Genomic DNA, 3,721 nt, shown 5'->3' with positions numbered 1-3,721 from the left:
GCTCCAGCGCCGGATTCGCCCGGCCCGGGAAGAAGAAGTGGAAGTCCGGCCCCCAGACGATGTAGATCACGCTGCGCAGGAAGAACGCCATCGCCAGCGAGGCCATGGCGAAAAGCACCAGGTGGGCGTTCTGGCGGCGCAGCCGGCGGTAGACCACACGGTCGACCGCGAGCGCCACCAGCCCCACCAGCGGCATTGACAGCACCAGCGCCACCGGGAACGTCCAGCCGAAGGACAGCGGCCGCAGCGGCGCGCTCTCCGGCAGCCAGGCCATGAACGCGTAGGTGAAGTACGCGCCGAAGGTCACCAGCGCGCCGTGGGAGAAGTTGGGGAACTTGAGCACGCCGTAGACCAGCGTGAGCCCGATGCTGCCGAGACCGATGATGCCGCCCAGCATCACGCCCCAGGCAGCCAGGGACAGGAGCCGCGAGGCACCCACCCCCTGGTGGATCGCCAGCGCCACCAGCACGATGAACAACGCCACCACCGCCACGAGCAGGAAGGCGCGGGTCTGCACCACCGCGCGGATACGCTCGGCGGGGCGCCGCTGCCGTGTAACCGCTGCCGCCTCGTCGCTCATGCTCATCCCCCCAGGTACAGCCGGGCCACGTCCGGATCGTTCAGCAGCTCGGCCCCCGAGCCCTCCACGCGGTTCTGCCCGCCGGCGAGGACGTAGCCGCGCTCCGCCATCTCCAGCGACTTGCGGGCGTTCTGCTCGACCATCAGCACCGCCAGGCCGGTGGCGTTGATGCGGCGGATGTTCTCGAAGATCTCGTCCACCAGCTTGGGCGAGAGCCCCGCCGAGGGTTCGTCGAGGAGCAGCAGCGCCGGCTCGAGCATCAGCGCGCTGCCGATCGCCACCATCTGGCGCTCGCCGCCGGACATCTTGCCCGCCCGCTGGCGGCGGCGTTCGCGCAGCTTCGGGAACAGCTCGTAGACCTGCTCCTTGCGCCCGGCAAGCTCGCGCTCCTCGAGGAGGTAGCCGCCCATCTCCAGGTTCTCCTCGACGGTGAGCTGCACGAACACGTTCGCCACCTGGGGCACGTAGCACATGCCCTCCTTGACGATGTCGTAAGGCGAGCGCCCGGCGATCTCCGTGTCGCGGAACCGGATCGAGCCCTGGCGCGGGTGCACCAGGCCGAAGACCGTCTTCATCAAGGTGGACTTGCCCGCCCCATTGGGGCCGATCAGCGAGACGATCTCGCCCTCGCCCACCTCCAGGTGCACATCGCGCAGGATCTCGGTGTCGCCGTAGCCGGCAGTGACGCCCTCAGCCTTCAGCAACGGCATACTGCCCTCCGAGATAGGCCTCGAGCACGCGCGGGTCCCGGCGCACCACCTCCGGCGGCCCGGTCATCAGCTGGCGGCCCTCGCTCATCACGATCACCGGGTCGCACAGCGACATGATCATGTCCATGTCGTGCTCGATGACCAGGAAGGTGATCCCCCGCTCGGCATTGAGATAGCGGATGTTATCGGTCAGGCGCTGCATCAGCGTCGGATTCACCCCGGCACCGGGCTCGTCGAGGAGCACCAGGCGCGGGTCGGTCATGAGGATACGGGCGAGCTCCAGCAGCTTCTTCTGTCCGCCGGAGAGGTTCCGCGCGTACTCGTCACGCACGTGGGAGAGCTCGACGAACTCCAGCACCTCCAGGGCCTTGTCGCGGTTGGCCCGCTCCTGGCGCCGCACCGCCCCGGGCCGGAACCAGGCGTTCATCAGGCTCTCGCCCTGCTGTCCGGTGGGCACGAGCATGAGGTTCTCCAGCACCGAGAGGCTCTCGTGCTCCCGCGGGATCTGGAAGGTGCGGCACAGGCCGTGGCGGAAGATGCGGTGGGGCGGGAGGTTGGTGATGTCGTGCCCGTCGAAGACCACCCGCCCGGCCTGAGCCATGTAGAAGCCGGTGATCACGTTGAACAGCGTCGTCTTACCCGCGCCGTTGGGCCCGATCAGCCCGGTGATGGTGCCCTCGTGAACGGTGATGTCCGCGCCGTCCAGCGCGCGCAGGCTGTCGAACCCGCGCACCAGCCCCCGGACCTCCAGGAGCACCTGTCCCGCGGGTGTCCCCGCGGCAGCACCCGTCGTCTCGTCGTCACCGGCCGTCGCGCTCATGCCGTCTCCCCGCGCCGTTTCGCGCCAACGTCTTTGAACGTAGCAACACCCGGGCGTGCTGTCGACGCGCCCGGGACGCGGCAGCGGTGCCCGATTGTCGAACGCCGGCCAGCGTCTACACTGAAATCCTGGGCACCACGCCCGCTGTGTGTCGCCTTCCCACGCACCCGGCGTGCGGGTTCCCCACCGGCTTACAGATGCAGGAGGGTAAGCAATGGAACGGAAACGACACTGCAGGGGCCGCACGCTCGGCGCCGTCGCCCTCGCGACCGCGCTGATCGCCGGCACCGCCAGCGCCCAGGACGCCCCGCCCGCGATCAAGGTCGGCCAGCTCGCGCCCTTCACCGGGGCCGGCGCCGAGTTCGGCGAGTTCTACCGCGATGGCGCCGCACTCGGCGTCGAGCACATCAACGCGGCCACCAAGGAGGTCATGGGCGGACCGGTGATCGCCGAGCACCTTAGCGAGGACACCAACACCCTGCCCACGCCGGCGATCGAGGCCGCGCGCAAGCTCGTCGAGGTGGAAGGCGTGCCCGCCATCATCGGCGGCTGGTCCAGCGGCGTGACCGTGGCGGTGGCGACCTCGGTGACCATCCCCGCGGAGGTGCTGCAGATATCCAACGGCTCCACCTCACCGCTGATCACCGTCCTGCCCGAGGACCGGGATGCGGACATGCTCTTCCGCACCACCGCCTCCGACGCGCTGCAGGGCGTGGTCGCCGCCCAGCTCGCCCGCGGCGAGATTTTCGACGACTACTCCTTCGACAGCGCCTCGACGATCTTCGTCAACAACCCCTACGGACAGGGCCTGTCCAACGCCTTCGCCCGGGCGTTCCAGAAACGCGGCGGGACCATCAACGCCCAGGTGCCGCACCCGGAGGAGCCCCAGCCGACGTACACCTCGCAGCTCGCCCAGGCCTTCCAGGGCGACCCGGAGCTGCTGTTCGCGGCGAGTTACCCCGGCCACAGCGCGACCTTCCTGCAGGAGGCGCGGGACATCTTCGACAGCACCAGCTGGCAGTTCGTCGACGGCAACCGCTCGGAGGAGGTCATCAACGCGGTCGGCGCCGAGGACCTGGAGGGGCTGTACGGCACCGCGCCGGGCCAGGACCCGAGCATCCCGGGCTTCAAGAACTTCGCCGACGCGTTCAAGGCGAAATTCGATCGCGACCGCATCCCGCCGTTCACCGAGTCGGCCTATGACGCGGCCATGGTCATCGGGCTGGCCACGGTCAAGGCCGTCGCCGACGGATTCGACAGCGCCGACAAGATCACCGGCACGGTGCTCCGCGACCGCATCCGCGGCGTCGCCAACCCGCCGGGCAAGGAGATCATCGCCGGCGACCCGGAGAGCATCGCCGCCGGCGTGAAGGCGATCATGAACGGCGAGGACGTGGCCTACTCGGGCGCCGCCGGACCGGCGGACTTCGACGACAACGGCGACGTGATCACGCCCATCGCCATCTGGCAGTACACGGATGGCGGTATCGAGACCGTGCAGATCCAGTCGCCGAACGACATCCCGGCGGAATAGGCGCCCGGCGGGTATAATCCACACGCCTTTGCGCCCGGGCGGTCCACCGCCCGGGCGCCCCATTCACACGCACGACC

The 3,721-nt window shown here is 69.2% G+C and carries 3 protein-coding genes and 1 pseudogene; 1 reads left to right on the top strand and 3 read right to left on the bottom strand.

The genetic code is table 11. From position 1 onward, the window contains the following. From G7A99_RS09180 to G7A99_RS09170, 3 genes and pseudogenes are all read right to left on the bottom strand, one after another. Positions 1-580, bottom strand: a pseudogene (locus tag G7A99_RS09180) (hypothetical protein); the annotation flags it as partial. A 2-nt stretch (positions 581-582) separates the two neighbouring features. Next, on the bottom strand, positions 583-1,290 hold the full coding sequence (locus G7A99_RS09175; RefSeq protein WP_040409458.1) for an ABC transporter ATP-binding protein: 708 nt from the start codon (positions 1,288-1,290) through the stop codon (positions 583-585). Further along, complete coding sequence (locus G7A99_RS09170) at positions 1,271-2,110, bottom strand: ABC transporter ATP-binding protein (protein ID WP_018718273.1); 840 nt, start codon at positions 2,108-2,110, stop codon at positions 1,271-1,273. The genes G7A99_RS09175 and G7A99_RS09170 overlap by 20 nt, the downstream gene beginning before the upstream one ends. 214 nt (positions 2,111-2,324) lie before the next feature. Between G7A99_RS09170 and G7A99_RS09165 the strand changes: the two genes are divergently transcribed. Beyond that, positions 2,325-3,644 carry an ABC transporter substrate-binding protein gene (locus tag G7A99_RS09165; protein ID WP_018718272.1) on the top strand — a complete coding sequence of 440 codons (1,320 nt, stop codon included), beginning with the start codon at positions 2,325-2,327 and terminating at the stop codon, positions 3,642-3,644. Positions 3,645-3,721: the final 77 nt, after the last annotated feature.

Source organism: Arhodomonas sp. KWT, assembly GCF_010993615.1.
This window is presented reverse-complemented; position numbering and strand designations above follow the sequence as displayed.